At 45.0% G+C, this 18,535-nt stretch carries 16 protein-coding genes; 10 read left to right on the plus strand and 6 right to left on the minus strand.

Annotation, left to right across the window (positions count from 1 at the left end; genetic code table 11):
• Window positions 1–15: 15 nt before the first annotated feature.
• From DW640_RS03050 to DW640_RS03075, 6 genes are all read right to left on the minus strand, one after another.
• Entirely contained in the window at window positions 16–1,824 is a 1,809-nt protein-coding gene (locus DW640_RS03050; RefSeq protein ID WP_008760633.1) for a corrinoid protein, read from the minus strand.
• Between the two features lie 9 nt (window positions 1,825–1,833).
• Window positions 1,834–4,080, minus strand: coding sequence for an alpha-xylosidase (locus DW640_RS03055; protein ID WP_117577304.1), 2,247 nt, complete (start codon window positions 4,078–4,080; stop codon window positions 1,834–1,836).
• 121 nt (window positions 4,081–4,201) lie between these two features.
• Window positions 4,202–6,052, minus strand: coding sequence for a right-handed parallel beta-helix repeat-containing protein (locus DW640_RS03060; RefSeq protein WP_117577306.1), 1,851 nt, complete (start codon window positions 6,050–6,052; stop codon window positions 4,202–4,204).
• Between the two features lie 972 nt (window positions 6,053–7,024).
• Window positions 7,025–7,504: a DUF456 domain-containing protein gene (locus tag DW640_RS03065; protein WP_055229360.1), complete on the minus strand. Its 480-nt coding sequence runs from the start codon at window positions 7,502–7,504 to the stop codon at window positions 7,025–7,027.
• Window positions 7,505–7,632: 128 nt separating this feature from the next.
• The gene (locus tag DW640_RS03070; protein WP_008766136.1) at window positions 7,633–9,075 is read right to left on the minus strand and encodes a hypothetical protein; all 1,443 of its coding nucleotides are present in this window, start codon (window positions 9,073–9,075) and stop codon (window positions 7,633–7,635) included.
• Entirely contained in the window at window positions 9,065–10,618 is a 1,554-nt protein-coding gene (locus DW640_RS03075; protein WP_048692272.1) for an AAA family ATPase, read from the minus strand. The genes DW640_RS03070 and DW640_RS03075 overlap by 11 nt, the downstream gene beginning before the upstream one ends.
• Window positions 10,619–10,910: 292 nt before the next feature.
• On the opposite strand from DW640_RS03075, the gene DW640_RS03080 reads away from it, so the two are divergent.
• From DW640_RS03080 to DW640_RS03125, 10 genes are all read left to right on the plus strand, one after another.
• The gene (locus DW640_RS03080; protein WP_117577308.1) at window positions 10,911–11,192 is read left to right on the plus strand and encodes a tetratricopeptide repeat protein; all 282 of its coding nucleotides are present in this window, start codon (window positions 10,911–10,913) and stop codon (window positions 11,190–11,192) included.
• 34 nt (window positions 11,193–11,226) lie between these two features.
• Entirely contained in the window at window positions 11,227–11,454 is a 228-nt protein-coding gene (locus tag DW640_RS03085) for a ferredoxin family protein (RefSeq protein WP_008760626.1), read from the plus strand.
• A gap of 12 nt (window positions 11,455–11,466) precedes the next feature.
• Window positions 11,467–12,549, plus strand: a complete 1,083-nt coding sequence (locus DW640_RS03090) for a 3-methyl-2-oxobutanoate dehydrogenase subunit VorB (protein ID WP_117577310.1) — start codon at window positions 11,467–11,469, stop codon at window positions 12,547–12,549.
• A 10-nt stretch (window positions 12,550–12,559) separates the two neighbouring features.
• On the plus strand, window positions 12,560–12,736 hold the full coding sequence (locus DW640_RS03095; protein ID WP_008760624.1) for a hypothetical protein: 177 nt from the start codon (window positions 12,560–12,562) through the stop codon (window positions 12,734–12,736).
• 12 nt (window positions 12,737–12,748) lie between these two features.
• Window positions 12,749–13,513: a thiamine pyrophosphate-dependent enzyme gene (locus DW640_RS03100; RefSeq protein WP_008760623.1), complete on the plus strand. Its 765-nt coding sequence runs from the start codon at window positions 12,749–12,751 to the stop codon at window positions 13,511–13,513.
• A gap of 19 nt (window positions 13,514–13,532) precedes the next feature.
• Complete coding sequence (locus DW640_RS03105) at window positions 13,533–14,075, plus strand: 2-oxoacid:acceptor oxidoreductase family protein (RefSeq protein ID WP_008760622.1); 543 nt, start codon at window positions 13,533–13,535, stop codon at window positions 14,073–14,075.
• Between the two features lie 120 nt (window positions 14,076–14,195).
• Window positions 14,196–16,238: a putative porin gene (locus DW640_RS03110; protein ID WP_117577312.1), complete on the plus strand. Its 2,043-nt coding sequence runs from the start codon at window positions 14,196–14,198 to the stop codon at window positions 16,236–16,238.
• Window positions 16,239–16,255: 17 nt separating this feature from the next.
• Window positions 16,256–17,095 (plus strand): transporter substrate-binding domain-containing protein, encoded by an 840-nt coding sequence (locus tag DW640_RS03115; RefSeq protein ID WP_008766141.1) that lies wholly within the window; start codon window positions 16,256–16,258, stop codon window positions 17,093–17,095.
• Window positions 17,096–17,537: 442 nt separating this feature from the next.
• Window positions 17,538–18,059, plus strand: coding sequence for an RNA polymerase sigma factor (locus DW640_RS03120; RefSeq protein ID WP_008760619.1), 522 nt, complete (start codon window positions 17,538–17,540; stop codon window positions 18,057–18,059).
• On the plus strand, window positions 18,056–18,517 hold the full coding sequence (locus DW640_RS03125) for a hypothetical protein (RefSeq protein WP_008760618.1): 462 nt from the start codon (window positions 18,056–18,058) through the stop codon (window positions 18,515–18,517). The genes DW640_RS03120 and DW640_RS03125 overlap by 4 nt, the downstream gene beginning before the upstream one ends.
• The last annotated feature ends 18 nt before the right edge of the window (window positions 18,518–18,535 follow it).

Raw genomic sequence — 18,535 nt, forward strand, 5'->3', positions numbered from 1 at the left:
ACAATTAAAATATTCTTAATCTCTTTTCCCCATCAGCACTTTGGCGACCGCCACGGCAGTATTAGCATTATCACTATACCCGTCAGCACCGATTTCATCGGCAAATCCCTGACTCACGGGTGCTCCTCCGATCATCACTTTCACCTGATCGCGGATCCCCGCCTCTTCCAATGCCCGGATCACATCCTGCATATAAGTCATAGTGGTAGTCAGCAAGGCACTCATACATAAAATGTCCGCTTTGTTTTCCTTCACCGCTTCAACAAACTTGTCGCAAGTAACATCAATACCGATATTAATCACTTCGAAGCCACAACCTTCCAGCATGGAAGCCACGAGGTTCTTTCCAATGTCATGCAAATCTCCTTTTACAGTACCGATCACAATTTTCCCGATAGTAGCAGATGCATTCCCCGCCAGTAAAGGTTTCAAAAGTTCCAAAGCTCCTTTCATTGCACGCCCCGCCATGAGGAGCTGGGGGACAAAGGCCTTGCCGTCCTGAAAGCGCTGGCCGACTTCGCCCATAGCCGTAATCATATAGCCGTTGATAATATCCTGCGGAAGCACTCCGGCAGCAATGGCATCCTTTGTAACTTCAACAGCCGGTTCCAGTTTTCCGGCTACAATGGCATCATACAAAGGTTTCATCCGATCCTCTTCCTGAGACTTTTCTTCTCTGATCCGAATACTTTCCTGTGCATTATCCTGTTCTCCAACGGGTTGATTCGTGTGAACATCTGCAGACACAGACGAAGAAGAGCCGGTATATTCCTCAATGATTCTCATTGCCTGCTCCACTTCCCTCTCATTGTGGAAATCCATTTCCAGATGCACTCCGTCTGCCCCGATATGGTCCAACAAAGGTTTCAGTTCCTCCAGAGTCACCCAGCAAGCCATTACGCTCTTGCCTCCTGCCAATATCTTCTTATATAAATCGTACCACTTCGGAGAACCTCCCTGCGGCTCGCCGACACCGGGCGTCCATTGGATGGCATTCAGTTCTTCAATCTCCAGCAAGGCGGGAAGATGATGCATCGCTCCCACTCCATCAAGATGATAGAGCGTATAATCGATTTTCTGACATTGCTCACGAATAAACGGCTGCACAAAACGACGATAATCATCCTGACTGATCATGGTAGAAATATCGCTCTGCAACTTACTCATCTTGCCCGGAGCCCATGAAGAGAAATAGCAGAATGCCATTTCATCCCCTTCACGGATAATGTCGTAGAGTTCATCAAAGACTTTAAAATAGATGTCATTGATCTGCTGCATCTGTTGCTCCAGCACTTCGGGTTGCATCACCGTATCCAGCAATACCATATCCGTACCTTTCAAAGCTGCCAATACATCCAGTCCTTCCATCAGGTCGGGCATACCAACAAAGTAGTTTCCGTTGGCTTTAGCCTTACAGGCTTTCAGAAGTTCTTTATGCAAGAGCCAGTTCGGATGTTCGGGATTGAATACGATCTCATCATTAAAGTTCGGATCGGGATGTATCCAGATCGTATCTTCGCCTCCTTCAAATACTCCGCCCAGAATAGCAGCCAGCGAGCCGGGACCCAACTGAGTATTTGCAACAGGCAGCATATCCGCCATCAGACTACTGTGAGCGACATACCAATCCAGATATTCCGCCCGCCATTGAGGGTCGAACCACTTCTGCGACAAATCCCTTGCCGGAGCAGGTGGAGCAATGTCGGCGTGCGGTTTCACGCCTTCCTGAAAGTGTTCCCACATAGAAAGAATAATTCCTTTATGATTCCACCAATTTATATAACGCTGTTTCGTTTCTTCTAAGTTTGTTTTCCAAGTTTTCATCGCTATTCTTTATTTAGTCCAAAATCCTTTGTAATTATGATCTATGCGCAAGGCAATACTTTTGCTTAAATCCATCTCGTCCGTACAATTCACTTCCTCCGGATAAATCGGGATAACGGCATTCTCACGCACATAAACAGGCATCTCTTCCAAGGGCACATACACCTCTTTCAGCCAGCGTCCGCCTTGCAACCGTTCGCCGGTAAAGAAATTCACCCACTGTCCTTCGGGGAGATAAATGTCGCGACGGTTTTCGCTATTCATCACCGGAGCTACCAGGAAATCATTGCCGAAGTAATATTCGTCATCGATATGCCAGCAGAGTTTATCTTCCGGATGATGCAGGATGAGTGCCTGTAACAATGGCCAGCCACTTTCTACTGCCAGTTTACTTTGCTCTATGATGTAGGGAATCAACGAGTAACGCAGTTTCCACCACTTCTTCACCAGCGGGGCGATAGCCGGATAATGCCAGGGTTCCCGCTTATTGGTTCCATGATAACGGATATGTGAGGTGAACACTCCAAACTGGGTCCAGCGCATATAGACGTCATCCGCTACGATTGAGTTCATAAAATTGGGCAAGGTATGGAATCCGGGGACATCATGGCTCCAGAAGGCAAAGCCCGATAAACCGAAGTGCAGGCCTCCTTTGAGTGAACCGGCCATGCCATCCCATGAACTGCAGGAGTCACCTCCCCAGTGCAACGGATAACGCTGGCAACCCGCCCAAGCGGCACGTGCCCAGACAATGCCGTCCCCTGTTACCTCCTTTGTTATTTCGTAAGCTGCTTTCTGATAGAGCAAGGCATACAGGTTATTCAACAGTTCCGGTTTCATGCCCTTGTAGACAGCATCCATGTGGATATTTTCTCCGAAATCGGTTTTAATACAGGTGACTCCCATATCCAGAAGTTGCTTTAATAGCCCCTTGTACCATTCGGTTGCCTTCGGATAAGTAAAGTCGATAGTACCCGCATAATCCAGAGCCGAGAAGTTGGAACCGTCCGTGTCCTGCTGCTTCGTCAGAGGAGCTATATACTCATTCGCCTTTGCCTCTTCGATCTGTTCCGCATCTTCAGCAACATAAGGTAACTGCCATAAGGACACACGATAACCGTTCTTCTTCAATCTCTGAATGAATCCTTTCGGGTCGGGAAAACGTTCCTCGTTAAACTTCCATTCACACAGCCAGTCGGTTCTGAACCATCCGGTATCCAGATGGATGACATCGCAGGGATAATGTTCGGCACGCATACGGTCGCAGATCTCATTTACTTCGTCGGCACTGAAATAAGTCATCCGGCTCATCCACACTCCGAAACTCCAGAGAGGAGGCATCGAAGGATATCCGGTCAGGTCACGGTAGCCGCGAAGTATCTCTTCCATCGTATCGCCGGCAATGACAAATGCATCCAGCATAGCCTGATCGCTCAGGAACTGTACGGAGCGGGTGGAATGTCCCGCCAGCGAAAGTTTGCTGTGGGCGCAGGTATGGTAAAAAGTCCCGTACATCCGGCTGGAGAGATAGAAAGGTATATTCTTATAGGTACGCCGGTTGTTTACTCCCTGCCCGTCCTGGTTCTTGAGGAAAAGCGTCTGTCCGCTCAAGTCCATTTTGAAGAAACGCTCTCCGGTTCCTGCAAAGCATTCATCCGGCCGGCTCTCGAAAGAAAGGGTGGCACGTTCCTTTTTGCCCGTCCGTTTGCAGAAGGCAATGGGCAGTCCGTCATAGCGGGGAGGCGAGAAATGATCGTATGCTGCCAGGCGGATTTCCCGTTTGCCGTCAGGATACAGAGTGATGTCCAGTGTTTCCTGAGGATCGGGCAGTAACTCGCTCCATCGGTCCAAAGCCGGCTCTTCTACATTGATAGCGGCACGCTTCGTCCCGTCTTGGGTGAAAAGAATCCATTTGCCTCCCTGCTTCTCTACAGACAAAGGTACTCTGCGAATCCGTTCGCTGAATTGCAGCATTTCCGACTGATCTGTCAGTTCATATTCACCAAATCCAAGAAACAGACGGGTAATGCCGATATTATACTGGCGTATGATCAACGTATATTCTTCTCGGGGGACAGCCGTATCCGCAACCATATCATTAGCTAACAGCTGTTTTTGAAAGGGGACCGTGACACAGATATCCCCATCCTTTTCGTAAACGGCTGTCGGTTTACAGGCTTTCCAAAGTGACTCATCCCTTAATAACTCTGTATCGAAATCAAGGAAATCGAACAAATGGTAATTAGTAGGTTTCATTTATGATCTATTATTATTAGTTTTATCTTTATTTATCTATACTCATGCAGACTTCACAAGTCTCTATGGCCCCACTTTTTGCACAGCCCGACACTGCGATAGGCTCAGTGTCGGACTGTACTTACTCCGGTTTTATCCTTCCGGCCTTATTCTTAATGCTTTCTGTCACTTGTGGTCCGTTATTTTTCCATACATTCCGATTGCCGGGACGATTCGAGTCGAAACGTTCAGTCGGACACCAGTTGTTTTCAATCGTATATCCGTCCGTAGCTTCATCCAAATAAATATAAAAGGCCCTGTCATTGGTGGCGTAAGGTGCTTCTTCGAGATGTTCGATCCGATTATTCCGCATCACGGAGCCCGGTTGGTTGGAAAGCGTATAAAGTCCTCCGGCATCATACAGACGACGGGCAAAGTGATGTACGTAGTTGGCTTCTATCCGGTTGTTTTTCATTCCGCTTTCCAGCGATGTCCACCCCCAGCCGACACAAATACCCGAATAATTCAAGTGACAGACTTCATTATGGGAAATGTCGATACCGCTGACGTATCCCGCACCGATCCCCACGCACCCCCAGTCTTCATTGGTCACATCGGTGATCAGATTATTTTTAATGGTAATGTCCGTGCATAGGTTACGTTCTTCCGGAGGGATGAAAGGCACATGCGTCTCAAAACCTCCGTCGGGGAATGCACCAATCAGTATGCCTGTACCGCCGATATCCGAAAAGACACAATTCTCTATGCCGGAAGATGAAACAGCCCATTCATAATCCAGTCCGGTAGATGCCAGATGCCGGAACCTGCAGCGACTGAACGTAAGATGCTCAGTACCCCGTACACGTATTGCCGTTTCGGGGCGTGCAATCCACGCCTGGTTCTCCAGTTCCGCTTTCTCCGGAAGTCCCGGTTCATGCAGTTTATAAGCATCCAGCAGAGGAAAACCTCCTTGCAAAGTGACATGTCCCTGATAGGAAGGACGCATCCATGAAGTATGGGCAAAGGTGATTCCTTCCACTCGAATATGCCGCACCGGGCGTTCCAATGTGCCGTCTACAATCATCAATGTTTCCAGAGCAGGAACGATCACTTCGGCAGTCTCCATATCTTCTTCCGAGCGGGGATAATAGTAGATTGTCCCCGACGGATATTCCTGAAACCACTCTCCGGGTTGGTCCAGCAGTTCCAGAGCATTCGTCAGGCAAAAGGAAGAGTTGCCTTTCTCTCCCCCGATGACGGGCTGAGGCCACGGATGGGCAAACTCCAGATGACTCTCCGGTTCGTGAAAGCGAATGACGGCCTGTTCTCCCCTAACGTCTATACTCTTCACACGCAGAATGGCAATCGCCCAACGTTGATGAACTATCATTTCCAGTCGACGGGCATTGAGGAGGTTTCCGATCTGAGAAGCAGGGATTATTATCGTCTGTTCTTCCGGATTGAAATCAATCATCCGTTCCATCACTCCATCAGGAAACTGTGCCGCTCGCTGGGCCTTGTTGCCGTCTACCCACATCTGGCGGGTTTCTACGATTCTATTTCCAAAGGATGGCGCCTTTGCCACCCATATTTTTGATCTTAATTCCTTTGTAATCCGAGGATCATCACATCCCTTCTTCCATCCGGTCACTGCCACTCCGCCACTGATGACAGGATGCGCATTCTCCACCGCACGGATGAGTGTCGGAGAATCGGGCGTGCCGCTATCCTCCGGTCGGATAAACAAAGGAGCGGACTGTGCATAAACCCCGTCTTCCAAACAGATACAAATTCCTCCGGCCGCCTCGGGACGATTCAGCCTTCTCCATTCACGAGCCTGCTTGATGGCGCGATTCAAGGTAAGATAAGGAGCTTCTTTGGTACCTGCATTCCTGTCACTCCCATGCGGAGAAACATAAACCTCGCCTGCGACGAGAACTGAAAATAAACCTAAAGAAGCCATAAAAAGAAGAACAGTAAAAGTCTTTTTCATGGTACAATCTCAATGTGCTATTGTAGTTAGGACGGGTACACATCAATTTAGTACTCTATCTGGCTTACAAAAAATAAGTTAGTACAAGAATTATCCATCGCTTTCTGCATAAATAAAGTTACTAACGGCTAAAATTTTGTTCAAACCTGTTTAAAAATGAATCAAACAGTAGTATCTCCATTGGGGATGACCCAAAAGTCGGTAGTATCTCCATTCTCCTCCTTCGGGAAGGAGGAGTAGTCGAAGACCGAGGTGGTAGGAGAAATAATGTTTGTTCCTTTTTTATTGAAAATGATAGAGTAATGTATTCACCTACCACCTCCCCCTATGGGTACTCCTCCTTCCCGAAGGAGGAGATTTAAGATACTATTGACTTTTTAGTCAGCCCCATTCAAGATACTATTGACTATCATTTAATTCAAAACATACATAGAAATGAAGTAAATGATAATCTACGTCATCACTATTGGTATCTTATGCCATGATTTACCGCTACTTTACGCGTAGACTATTAATAAGAAAGTTTCTCTTCATTATAGATAAACTTGCATTCAGTTAACAATAAAGTTATTTTCGGCCTATTTCAATCTACAAATGAAAGCTTCGTTTTTATAAATGCAACTTTTGTTTTTATAAATACAAGTTCTATTTTTATAAACAAAACTTGCATTTATAGATTATAATTGACAGAAGATAAGTTTATCTACTGAATAACAGAAGTTTACCATTAATAAACCAACTTCTATCTATTAATAGCTAATCGGTTGAAAACGATGAAATCCGGGTGAAAGATGAAAGATCAGGTGAAAGATGATTTTATGATCTATCACCCTCTGAAACACCGATGGATAAAAAGATTGGGAGATGCTGGTGATAGGTGAAAGATGATTTTGCGTTTTTCTTTATATAGTTGTAATCACAACAGCTAAACAACTTCTAATAAAGTATAGAACACCGATGATCTGAAAATAATCACCGAATAAACCCCATTATGAACTGGTAGCAGAAATAACCGCAAACGACAAACTTCAGCAAAGTGCCCAACATAAAGCCGACTAATGAACCGACTCCCGACTTCAGAGCCTGGGAAAATTCTTTATTTCCGATCAGTTCGCCGATCACTGCCCCTAGAAAAGGACCGAAAATAACTCCCCAAGGCAAGAAAAGAAGTCCGACGAGAGTTCCAATAATGCAACCCCAGTTTCCCCATTTACTGCCACCACTATATTTACTGCCAAGCATCGGAGTAAAATAATCTAAGATCTGTATGACAATAACAATCAGTAGCCAAACGATCAACTGCGTGGTAGAATATTGTGCCTTATCTGTAAAATGAAGAAGAACCAATCCCAAATAAGCAACGGGAGGACCGGGTAGAAATGGAAGGACACATCCCATCAATCCGGTAATGAGGCACAACACACCTAGTATAATCAAAATAATATCCAACATAGTTTATTCAAATTAAAAATAATAAGTACCCTTGCTTTATTAGTTCATACTACTTTTATCCAATAAATAACAAAGATACCTATTCCGGTGGCAATTTAAGCAAATAAACCGAATCCTCCAAAAAACAATCAGTAACGTCGGGAAGGAGTATAATCAATTCTATAAATACGGTCGAAGAAAGGACTCCATTCATTCTCCGCAATCCCAAGTTGCAGACCGTAGAAATGCGTATCCACTTTTCTATATTCCAGCATCTTGTCAGTCAGTTCCGGCACGGATAAAGGTATCTTAAAATCACTGATCCATAACACATCCGCATTCATATACTCCTTTTTTGATTGAAGCAACCGGAAGATAGCTTGCAGCATTCGGGTAGCATCCGTATCTCCACAAGAGGTGGTGGAGAAAAATTCAAGCAGCCGCGCCCTCTCTCTCCGCACATCAATCGGATTGATGGATACAGAAAAGGCAATCAGGAAACAGTCCCGACGTTGCCTGTCAGCTATTTCCAATATTTTAATCAGCAGCGAATATGCAATCTTTTCCGGTTTCCCGACCATGCTTCCGGAAGTGTCCAGACAGACTATCATCGGTCCTTTCTGCGTAGCAGGCTTTATTTCCAGTCGCCGTGCCGGTTGCATGATCTCGGATTTATAGCGGAAGGTCTGAAGTTTTCGGGTAACATATTTATAGACAAACAAGTCTTCCAGCTCATCATCGGCACAATGCGCCAGTTCTGTAGGAAGCAATGCGTTCAGGTCATTCCCTACTGTGATACCCAAAATGTCACTTTTAGAAGAATGCTCCATCTTATATACATTCCCCTGCGCGACATGTAGCTGCTCCTGTCCTTCATCGTCAGCCATACGCCCCATCTTATTGGCAACCTTGACCACTTCCGGATATTCTTTCTGAATGCGGACAATTTTGCGTATCCGCTCAAAATCCACCGTATTCCACATACCGCTCATCAAGCCCCAAGCCTGATAGAACTCGTCTTTCTCTATGTTATTTTGCCGGATATATCCGGGGATATTCCTGAGATTGGCATGAAGTCTGCGTTCGAAATCATCTTTGCGCTGTTCTATCTCCTTTTCCTTTTGCTCCTGCAAATCCCGTTGGAAAGCCTCTTTCCAGTCGTCCACCATCCTCTCCCAGACTTCCTCATCCGCATATTTCCCTTCATTGCCGAACTGCCCCTGATAAAATGCCTTGTCGAAACCATTACCCTCATGTTTGTCGGCAACCTCCTGTAGTAAAGCCTGCCACCCGTCTTTCCGCTTGGTCTCGGACCATTCCAGCACAAGTTCCATTCCTTGCTGTTCCGACTGGCTTTTCTGCATATTGTACTTTTGCTTTTCCAGATTCAGACGGATAAACTGGCTCATTGCATCGTAAAAGATTCGGGCACAAAGTTCATCACTCAGGACTTGTATCTTTATCATCGGATCGTTCATGACGGAAAGCAGGTAAGCGTACAGCGGTTCGTTATCCGCCTCCGCACACTCTCCGGTCGCTACATACTTATCCAGCACCTGCACATAAAATGCAGCATCATATCTAAGACTCATCGCCGTATCTCAGTTTACGGACATCCACACGTGCCCATGCAATCTCTTTACGAAGGGTCGCCACATATTGTGCCACCCCTTTTTTATCTTCTTCGGAAATAAAAATATTCTCAGACAAGTCTTTTACTAATTTCTCAATCCGGTCATGGGCTGTCTCCAACTCCGTCTCATAATCCCGGTCGGTGAGAGTCATATTGCCCAGCCACAACTGCTGTTGCTCTCCCCTCTTCAGCCGACGCATCGGAAAGCGGACACCATTGATATAAAGATTCTTCTCATCCCTGTAAAGTGTCACCCTTTCGGCACCTTGTTCCTTCATTTTGGTGGCATCCGAAAAAGTACGTATAATCGTTCGCTTCGGATTCAGCGGATCGGCATACATGACTCCTGTTGCAGGAACATCCTTCGGACTGTATTCTTTCAGATTCTTATAATCCACAATAAATATGTAGGTATTTCCCGTACCATGATTCTCTATCTGATAGTAGAAATGATCGATGATCATCAAATCATCGTCCCTGCGGTCACCTTTCTGACGGGCTTTCTCCAATGCTTCACGCACGCGGCTCACTTTCAGGTCCGACTTTAATGATAAGTTGATAGCGGCTATCTCCTTCACATAAGGAACAAACAGCGCACGGACAACGATCTGCCGGATATCCGCACACTCTTCCGGTTCATTCCACAAGCAGTGGTAAACAGGTAATAAATCTGTCAGGCAGACTTCCTTCCGACCATGAATGAAAGCAGAAGCTTTCAGCAGCTTCACGATATTCTTCCAGCGACGGTCGCTCACATAGACATTCCGATGTACTTCCGAGCCTTGAATCTCGACTTTCTCCAGGTTCTTACGGATTTCTGTGATGCAGGACAGGACTTCGGCAGATACCTTGATCTGCCGTATCTCTTTCTGCCATCCGGCATATTCCTCATCCGAAATCTGCCACCGACATGCTTCCTGTTCTTCTTCGTCACCATCGTCCAGCAACATTTGATAGAACGCTTCCTCCTGTTTCACGCAAGTGCTGATAATGCGAATCAAGAAACGGTCCCACAAGGCTTCCAGTCCTTCGCCCTGCGTAGGCAGTTCATTACTGGCAGCCACCAGCAGCTTCAACGGAAGTTTCAGTTCCGTATCTCCATTCCGAAACAGCTTTTCATTGATGACCGTCAGCAACGTATTCTGAATAGCCGGACCGGCTTTCCATATTTCATCCAGAAACACGACATCCGCTGTAGGCAGATACCCGTCCACAGCACGCTCGTATTTATCCGATTCCTTCAGACGGCTGATGCTCACCGGACCAAAGATCTCATCAGGTGTGGAGAAACGAGACATCAGGTATTCAAATGCCCTTGCATCTACAAAAGCTCTCTTCAACCGACGGGCCACCATCGACTTTGCCACCCCAGGAGGTCCCAGCAACAAAATACTTTCGCCAGCCAAAGCAGCCAGCAAAGACAAACCGATTTCAGCCTCTTTCTCATATACCCCCCTGTTCATTTCGGACAGCAGCAACTGTATACGTTCTTTTATTTCCATATTATTCTTTGATTCAGCACATAAATAAAGATGTTATTCACCTTACCGCCTATGCATTGTTTGCAGATAAACGGCTTGCAAATATACGGTTTTACCTGTCATTAACATAAATACATCTTCTCTAATTCTGTCTTTTATACTCAAGAATTATCTTAAGGCATATTTAATATTGATTATTTATTCACCCAATATGCAATAAAAACAAAAGGAGGTAAATTTCCTTTCTCATTTTCCCCCATTTACATAAATAAAAACTATCTTTGCGATTCAGAATCCCGAAAGACGAAAGAAAATGGAGCAAATAGACAACCTAAAAGAGCTTATCAATCAAGGGGATGTGGACATAGCAATCAAGCAACTGGACCAACTTCTCCAAGACGATTTTGTCGAGAAAGATAAAGATATGCTCTACTATTTACGGGGAAATGCCTACCGAAAAAAAGGAGATTGGAAGCAGGCGCTGGATAACTACCAGTATGCTATCGATCTTAATCCCGACAGCCCCGCTGTTCAAGCCAGAACAATGGCGATAGATATCCTGAATTTCTACCACAAAGATATGTATAATCAATAACCGAATTCAAAGATAACGTAATAAAATAGAGATTATGGCAAAAATTAAAGGAGCAATCGTAGTCGACACGGAGCGTTGCAAAGGATGCAACCTATGTGTAGTAGCGTGTCCACTCGATGTAATCGCCCTCAACAAAGAGGTGAATATGAAAGGCTATAACTATGCCTGGCAAGTAAAAGAAGATACCTGCAACGGATGCAGTTCGTGTGCAATGGTTTGTCCCGACGGATGTATCTCAGTGTATAAAGTAAAAGTAGAATAAAAGAAAAAGAATATGGCAGAAGAAGTTGTATTAATGAAAGGAAACGAAGCCATCGCCCACGCAGCTATCCGTTGCGGTGCGGACGGATACTTCGGATATCCTATTACTCCCCAATCGGAAGTACTGGAAACGCTTGCCGAACTGAAACCGTGGGAAACAACCGGCATGGTAGTTCTCCAGGCAGAAAGTGAAGTGGCAGCTATCAATATGGTATATGGAGGCGCAGGTAGTGGAAAGATGGTATTGACCTCTTCCTCAAGTCCCGGCGTGAGTCTGAAACAAGAAGGTATCTCCTACATCGCAGGTGCCGAACTTCCTTGTCTGATTGTAAATGTAATGCGCGGCGGCCCCGGATTGGGAACCATCCAGCCGAGTCAGGCGGACTACTTCCAGACAGTGAAAGGAGGCGGTCACGGTGACTACAGACTGATTGCCCTTGCTCCGGCATCCGTACAGGAAATGGCGGATTTCGTTGCACTCGGATTCGAACTTGCTTTCAAATACCGTAATCCGGCTATTATCCTTGCCGACGGTGTAATCGGACAGATGATGGAAAAAGTAGTTCTTCCTGCACAGAAGCCACGCCGCACCGATGCAGAAGTTATCGAACAATGTCCGTGGGCTGCTACCGGAAAAGCGAAAGGTCGTAAACCGAATATTATTACTTCACTCGAACTGAAGCCGGAAGCAATGGAAATCAACAACATCCGTTTCCAGGCTAAATACAAACAGATTGAGAAAAACGAAGTACGCTTCGAAGAAATCAACTGCGAAGATGCAGAATATCTGATCATAGCTTTCGGTTCCATGGCACGTATCGGTCAGAAAGCAATGGAACTCGCCCGCGAAAAAGGAATCAAAGTAGGTATTCTTCGCCCCATCACTTTGTGGCCGTTCCCGACCAAAGCCATTGCCGCTTACGCTGACAAAGTGAAAGGTATGCTCGTTACAGAATTGAATGCCGGACAGATGATTGAAGATGTCCGCCTGGCTGTCAATGGTAAAGTAAAAGTAGAACATTTCGGACGTCTCGGCGGTATTGTTCCCGATCCGGATGAAATTGTAACTGCTCTGGAAGAAAAAATAATCAAATAACGAAACGACGATGAATCCCGATAAAATAAGAAACGTATTGAACATCCTTTTCATGATATTGGCACTTGCCGCTATCATTGTCTACTTTGTAGTAGGAAAGGAAGATTTTAAAATGTTTATCTACGTATGCGGCGCGGCAATCTTTGTCAAGCTGATGGAGTTTTTTATACGGTTCACCAACAGATAAGGAGAAGAAGTTATGACTAAAGAAGAAATAATCAAACCTGAGAATCTGGTTTATAAAAAACCGACTCTGATGAATGATAATGCCATGCACTACTGCCCGGGTTGCAGTCACGGCGTGGTACACAAGCTCGTTGCCGAAGTCATTGAGGAAATGGGCATGGAAGAAAAAACGGTGGGAGTCTCTCCGGTAGGATGTGCAGTTTTCGCCTACAACTATCTGGATATAGACTGGCAGGAAGCCGCTCACGGACGTGCACCTGCAGTAGCTACGGCTATCAAACGCTTATGGCCCGACCGTCTCGTTTTCACTTATCAGGGTGACGGTGACTTGGCCTGTATCGGTACCGCTGAAACAATCCACGCACTGAACCGTGGCGAAAACATTACCATTATCTTTATCAATAACGCTATCTACGGTATGACCGGTGGACAAATGGCTCCGACGACTCTGGTAGGCATGAAGAGTTCTACTTGTCCTTACGGACGTGATGTCGAACTACACGGCTATCCATTGAAGATTACCGAGATTGCCGCCCAACTGGAAGGAACTGCTTATGTTACGCGTCAGTCGGTACAATCAGTGCCCGCCATCCGCAAAGCCAAGAAAGCAATACGCAAGGCATTCGAAAATTCGATGAACGGCAAAGGTTCCAATCTGGTAGAAATCGTATCAACTTGTAGCTCCGGCTGGAAGATGACTCCGGAAAAATCAAATAAATGGATGGAGGAACATATGTTCCCATTCTATCCGCTGGGTGATTTAAAAGATAAAGAATAACGCAAAAGTCAACAGAACAATGAAAGAAGAAATAATTATTGCTGGATTCGGCGGACAAGGCGTATTGTCCATGGGTAAGATTCTGGCTTATTCCGGACTGATGGAAGGAAAAGAAGTGAGCTGGATGCCGGCATACGGTCCTGAACAACGAGGCGGAACAGCCAATGTGACAGTGATTGTCAGCGATGACAAAATCTCTTCACCGATCCTGAGTAAATATGATACGGCGATCATACTGAACCAGCCTTCACTGGAAAAGTTTGAAAGCAGAGTAAAGCCGGGCGGTATCCTGATCTATGACGGATATGGGATTATCAACCCTCCTACCCGCAAGGATATCAAAGTATATCGCATCGACGCAATGGATGCTGCCAACGAAATGAATAATGCGAAAGCCTTCAATATGATCGTACTTGGCGGTTTACTGCAACTCCGTCCTATCGTAACTCTGGAAAACGTCATCAAAGGATTGAAGAAAACTCTTCCGGAACGCCATCACCACTTGATTCCTATGAACGAGGAAGCGATCAAAAAAGGAATGGAATTAATCCACGAAGTTTAATAAATTAAGAGTTTAAAATTGAGAATTGAGAATTATTTGCTAGATAATAGCGCGATGCAACATAATTTTCAATTCTCAATTCTCAATTCTCAATTTAAGTAAGTATCTTTGCCTCCAATTATGAGACGAATCTTACTATTATATATATTATTCTCCGTTATAGGACTGAGTGCTATCCATGCACAGCTCAACCCTGCCCGCCAACAAATCGACGAGAACGGACGCGACCAATATGGTAATCAGGTAGACCCTGCCATGATTCCGGACAAACTGGATAGTGCCAATGTTGAAGTACAGGGATTGCCACCTACACTCTACATGTGGCGCATTAAAAATCAATTGGGCGACCGGACAATGATTCCGGCAGATACAACTTATCATCACTTTCAGAATACGAATCTTACAGAAGGAATCACCGGACATTATAATTATCTGGCCAACCTAGGTTCACCGCGTCTGTCGCGTATCTTCTTTGAGCGTCGTTATCCGGAGCCAACCATCTTTATGGAGCCTTTCTCCAGCTTTTTCATTCGCCCGACGGAATTTAACTTTACGAATAGTAATGTTCCTTATACTAACCTGACCTATCACAAGGCCGGAAATAAGCAAAATGGAGAAGAACGTTTCAAATCTTATTTTTCAGTCAATGTAAACAAGAAGTTGGCTTTCGGCTTTAATATTGATTATCTGTATGGCCGAGGCTACTATAATAATCAAAACACTTCTTATTTTAATGCCGCGCTTTTCGGTAGTTACATTGGCGACCGCTATCAGGTGCAGGGAATCTATAGCAACAACTATCTGAAAACGAATGAGAACGGTGGTATCACTGACGACCGCTACATTACCGCACCGGAAGAAATGGCAGAAGGAAGAAAAGAATATGAATCTGTCAATATCCCTACCGTACTCAATGCCAGTGCCAACCGTAACCATGACTTCTATGTCTTTCTGACACAACGCTATAATCTGGGATTCCACCGGGATATTCCACAGGCAGAAAATGATACGATGCCTGCCAAACAGGAATTTGTTCCGGTCACCAGCTTTATACATACCATTCAGGTAGAACGTTCGCGCCATAATTTCCGTTCGGATGATAATGTAGAAAACTATTATAAGCAAACTCTCCTTGATAAAGAGAATACATTCGTCAGAGACAGTACTGTCTATATCGGAGTCAAGAATACCATAGGTATTGCTTTGCTCGAAGGCTTCAACAAATATGCAAAAGCCGGATTGACAGCCTTTGCCTCACATAAGCTGAGCAAATATTCATTAATGAGCCTAGACCCGCTAAAGCAGGATAAATACAATGAGACAGAAATCTATATCGGTGGCGAACTGACTAAAAAACAGGGAAACTTTCTTCATTATCATGCAATCGGTGAAGTGGGAATGGCAGGAAAGGCTATCGGACAGTTTGATGTCAAAGGAGATATCGACTTAAATATCCCTTTATGGAAAGATACCGTCAGTGTGATTGCACGCGGAGAAATCAGTAATAAACTTGCTCCATTCTACATGCGTCATTACCACTCCAAACATTTTTGGTGGGATGATGATATGGATAAGGAATTCCGCACCCGTATCGAAGGCGAGCTGAGCATAGCTAATTGGGGGACCCGCTTAAGAGCCGGTGTTGAAAATATAAAGAACTATACTTATTTCAACCAGCAGGCATTACCGGAACAAAAAGGTGGTAGTTTGCAAGTAGTATCAGCTTGCTTCAATCAGGATTTCAAAGTGGGAATCTTCCATCTGGACAATGAAGCGATCTGGCAGAAATCCAGTGATCAGGCTGTACTTCCATTGCCGGAACTTTCGCTGTATCATAACTTCTATATGCAGTTCAAACTGGCGAAAAAAGTATTGAGTGTACAATTAGGTGCTGATGTACGTTACTTCACTAAATATGATGCTCCGGCCTATATGCCTGCTACACAGCAGTTCTACCTGCAACCGGAAGAAGGTAAAGTAGAGATAGGCGGTTATCCGATAGTGAATGTTTATGCTAACTTACACTTGAAACGTACCCGTTTCTATGTGATGATGTATCACGTCAATCAGGGAATGAGCAAACCTAATTACTTCCTAGCACCTCATTACCCCATTAACCCACGTGTGCTGAAATTCGGACTTTCATGGAACTTCTATGATTAACAAAACCTCTATGGCTTATGAAAACGCGCCCGAAATTGAGACTATTCAGATATCTGTTGCCGGTAGTCATTGTATTGGCACTTATCTTCTCTGTCCGCTATTGCGGTAAACAAGAAAAACCTCTGGGGCATCCGCGTGATTACGCAGCCATCGCCAAAGAAGGCATCCTGCATGTAGCCACCGAATATAATTCAATCAGTTTTTATGTAGACAGTGACACTGTCTCCGGATTCCATTATGAACTGATAGAAGCGTTCGCACGTGACAAGGGGCTGAAAACTGAAATCACTCCTGTCATGAGCTTCGACGAACGGCTGAGAGGATTAAGCGACGGACGCTACGATGTCATAGCATACGGAATACTGGCAACCAGCGAACTGAAAGATTCTCTGCTTCTCACCTCCCCCATCATACTCAACAAGCAGGTGCTGGTGCAACGAAAAGCGAACGGGGAGAATGATTCACTTTATATCCGAAACCAATTGGACCTTGCCCAAAAGACACTTCATGTGGTAAAAGGCTCGCCTTCTATTCTACGTATTCAGAATCTGGGAAATGAAATCGGAGATACTATTTATATAAAGGAAATAGAGAAATACGGTTCAGAGCAGTTGATTTCGTTAGTTGCTCATGGAGATATCGATTATGCCGTCTGTGATGAAAGCATTGCCCGTGCAGTGGCAGATTCATTGCCTCAGGTAGATATCAATACCGCAATCAGTTTTACTCAATTCTACTCATGGGCAGTCAGCAAGCAATCACCCGCATTGCTCGATAGTTTGAATACATGGCTGGATAAATTCCAAAAAGAAAAAGAGTATCAAAAGATTTACCGGAAATACTATGGTGATAAATAGATAAAAAATAATACGCCGAAGACTTGACTTTCGCATTTGAATGTCGTATCTTTGTCAACGTAATCATAAAGTAGTTTCAGTTAAACTACACGTAAAGGAGGGAATCACAGTTCCCTCCTTTCTTTTTGTTACAATGAATGAAAATCAGCCTTTTTCCCAGCTTTTTGCTCATTTTACCCCCGAGCTTAGTCCGTTTTACCTCGTTTGTTACCATACTTAACATAGTATCTTATGACTAATTAGATGCTTTGTTATGATTAATCAGATGCTTTGTTATCCATAAACCGATGCTTTGTTATCCCAAAACAGAAGCTCTGTTTCCGGACAGCTCCCAAGAGTTAACAATCAATAAAGTTGCTCTTGACAAAAATTTGCTCTACTTTTGAAAAAAATTCCCTTTTCGATGTCACGTTTTTAATCCGCCACCGTCTTATCAGTGTAAATGGAACTGAAACAATTTAAAATAACCGTTGTACCCCTTCGAGACAAGCTGCTGAACTACGCCCGAAGGATGACAGATGATCCTTCGGATGCGGAAGATGCCGTACAGGAAGTCATGCTGAAGCTGTGGAATCTGCGCCAGAAGCTAGACGAGTACAGAAGTATCGAAGCCGTAGCCATGACCATGACGCATCATCTCTGCATGGATATGTGGCGTGCCAAACGACCGGACACTCTATCACTCGACCGTGTACAGGCTCCCACCCCTTCGGCTACTCCGGAGCGACTGCTGGAAGAGAAAGATGAGTTCAGATTGATGCGGGAAATTATCGACTCCCTGCCTACGCTGCAACGAACGATTATCCGCATGAAAGACATCGAAGAGTACGAGACGGAAGAGATTGCCGAAATCACCGGCTGCAACGCAGAAGCTATCCGCAGTAATCTGTCGAGGGCCCGCAAGAAAGTAAGGGAAGTCTATTTGCAAACGATACAAGAACGAAAAAGGAGGAACAAAGCATGAAAGATATAGAAACCTTGCTAAACAAATATTTCGAAGGAGAAACCACTTGCGAAGAAGAACGCAGACTACGACGTTTCTTTGCCGAAGGGCTCGTACCGGAACATCTGGAGGTATATCGCCCGATGTTCGCTTTCTTCGAAGCGGAACAGAAGGAACTTGCGGAAATCTCCGGTAAAGGTAATGCCGCCGAGATGCCGGAACTCGCCCCATTCGAGAAAAAGACAAAAACGGTCAGACAGTATCTGACTTACAGTCTCAGTGCTGCCGCTGCCGCCATCCTGCTACTGGTGGGCATCTCCGGTATCTACCGTCATCTATCCCCTGCACCGGCCAACTATGTGATCATTGACGGTAAGGAATATACGGACGTTCATTTAATCCGTGAACAGGCGATGGTCGCCTTTCGTGACGTCAGCCTCAGCGAGGAGGAAGTATTCGCTACTTTATTTGATGAATAATATAAAAACAGCATATAA

The organism is Bacteroides sp. AM23-12 (assembly GCF_003434395.1).
GTDB lineage: Bacteria > Bacteroidota > Bacteroidia > Bacteroidales > Bacteroidaceae > Bacteroides > Bacteroides thetaiotaomicron.

Coding starts and splice junctions, on each gene's coding strand:
- DW640_RS03050 (WP_008760633.1), bottom strand. CDS start 1,824: ATGAAAACTTGGAAAACAAACTTAGAAGAAACGAAACAGCGTTATATA.
- DW640_RS03055 (WP_117577304.1), bottom strand. CDS start 4,080: ATGAAACCTACTAATTACCATTTGTTCGATTTCCTTGATTTCGATACA.
- DW640_RS03060 (WP_117577306.1), bottom strand. CDS start 6,052: ATGAAAAAGACTTTTACTGTTCTTCTTTTTATGGCTTCTTTAGGTTTA.
- DW640_RS03065 (WP_055229360.1), bottom strand. CDS start 7,504: ATGTTGGATATTATTTTGATTATACTAGGTGTGTTGTGCCTCATTACC.
- DW640_RS03070 (WP_008766136.1), bottom strand. CDS start 9,075: ATGAGTCTTAGATATGATGCTGCATTTTATGTGCAGGTGCTGGATAAG.
- DW640_RS03075 (WP_048692272.1), bottom strand. CDS start 10,618: ATGGAAATAAAAGAACGTATACAGTTGCTGCTGTCCGAAATGAACAGG.
- DW640_RS03080 (WP_117577308.1), top strand. CDS start 10,911: ATGGAGCAAATAGACAACCTAAAAGAGCTTATCAATCAAGGGGATGTG.
- DW640_RS03085 (WP_008760626.1), top strand. CDS start 11,227: ATGGCAAAAATTAAAGGAGCAATCGTAGTCGACACGGAGCGTTGCAAA.
- DW640_RS03090 (WP_117577310.1), top strand. CDS start 11,467: ATGGCAGAAGAAGTTGTATTAATGAAAGGAAACGAAGCCATCGCCCAC.
- DW640_RS03095 (WP_008760624.1), top strand. CDS start 12,560: ATGAATCCCGATAAAATAAGAAACGTATTGAACATCCTTTTCATGATA.
- DW640_RS03100 (WP_008760623.1), top strand. CDS start 12,749: ATGACTAAAGAAGAAATAATCAAACCTGAGAATCTGGTTTATAAAAAA.
- DW640_RS03105 (WP_008760622.1), top strand. CDS start 13,533: ATGAAAGAAGAAATAATTATTGCTGGATTCGGCGGACAAGGCGTATTG.
- DW640_RS03110 (WP_117577312.1), top strand. CDS start 14,196: ATGAGACGAATCTTACTATTATATATATTATTCTCCGTTATAGGACTG.
- DW640_RS03115 (WP_008766141.1), top strand. CDS start 16,256: ATGAAAACGCGCCCGAAATTGAGACTATTCAGATATCTGTTGCCGGTA.
- DW640_RS03120 (WP_008760619.1), top strand. CDS start 17,538: ATGGAACTGAAACAATTTAAAATAACCGTTGTACCCCTTCGAGACAAG.
- DW640_RS03125 (WP_008760618.1), top strand. CDS start 18,056: ATGAAAGATATAGAAACCTTGCTAAACAAATATTTCGAAGGAGAAACC.